Here is a 984-nt window from a genome sequence, read left to right as displayed (position 1 = left end):
CCAACCAAGACCGAGCCCCGACCGCAAGGCAATCACATAGGCTGGCAAGACTGCCGGCATCATCACCCGCCGCACCATGGTAAATCCGGACAGCCGGAAGATCCGCCCGACCTCGACGATCTTGCGGTCAACCGACAAAATAGCGCCCGACACACCGAGATAGACCGGAAAGAAGACACCGACAGCGATCAGCGCCACTTTCGACGCTTCGAAAATCCCGAACCAGAGAATGAACAAAGGCACCCAGGCGATTGACGGAATGGAGCGAAGCGCCTGAAGCGACGGGTCGATCAGGCGGCGCGCCAATCCGAAATATCCGGTCACGGCGCCCGCCATAGTGGCCGTGACGGTGCCGAGGACAAATCCGAAGAACACCCTGACAGTCGTAATGCCGATATGGTTGAACAATTCGCCGGACTTCAAAAGAGCCCACAAGGTCGCCGCAACCCTGGACGGAGGCGGCATGAGACGGCCGGAAAACCATCCGGCTGCAACCGCGACTTCCCAGAACAGCAGCCCGAGAGCGGGCACGATGATGGCTGCCGTCGCCTGACGGCCCACTCCATAAAACGCCGACGCCGCGACTGATCGCGACGTGTTTGTCTCTGTGTTGATTCCAGTCTCGGCCAAATCCGCCATGACGATGCTTTACGCCTTCACTGCGTTTTCCCGACAGCGAAACTGTCATCGATCAGTTCGCTGGTGACTTTCTGGATATCCACGTCGGCCGGAAGAACACCGGCGCTCTGCAAGGCGATACCCGCTTTCGAGATCGTGTCACGCTGAAGGTCGCCGATCGTCGGCTGGGAGATATCCGTGCGTTCGAGTTGCTTGGCGATCACCTCGTCCGGCAGCTTCGCCGCCTCGACTAAGGCCGCCTTCAATGCAGTTGGATCGGCGATCGCCTGAGCGCGCGCCTGCTCATAGGCGGCGATGACACGCCTGACGATGTCCGGATGCTCGGTGGCGAAGGTCTCGGTGGTG

At 60.4% G+C, this 984-nt stretch carries 1 protein-coding gene and 1 pseudogene; both read right to left on the bottom strand.

The genetic code is table 11. The annotated features are described in order from the left end of the window. Positions 1–639, bottom strand: a 639-nt coding sequence (locus A3AY_RS35385) for an ABC transporter permease (protein ID WP_018326525.1), incomplete at its 3' end; no start/stop codon positions are given. Positions 640–656: 17 nt separating this feature from the next. Continuing rightward, positions 657–984: pseudogene (locus A3AY_RS37075) on the bottom strand (aliphatic sulfonate ABC transporter substrate-binding protein); the annotation flags it as partial.

The organism is Rhizobium giardinii bv. giardinii H152 (assembly GCF_000379605.1).
GTDB lineage: Bacteria > Pseudomonadota > Alphaproteobacteria > Rhizobiales > Rhizobiaceae > Pararhizobium > Pararhizobium giardinii.
The sequence above is the reverse complement of the archived record's forward strand: the minus strand, read 5'-3'. Positions and strand labels throughout refer to the sequence as shown.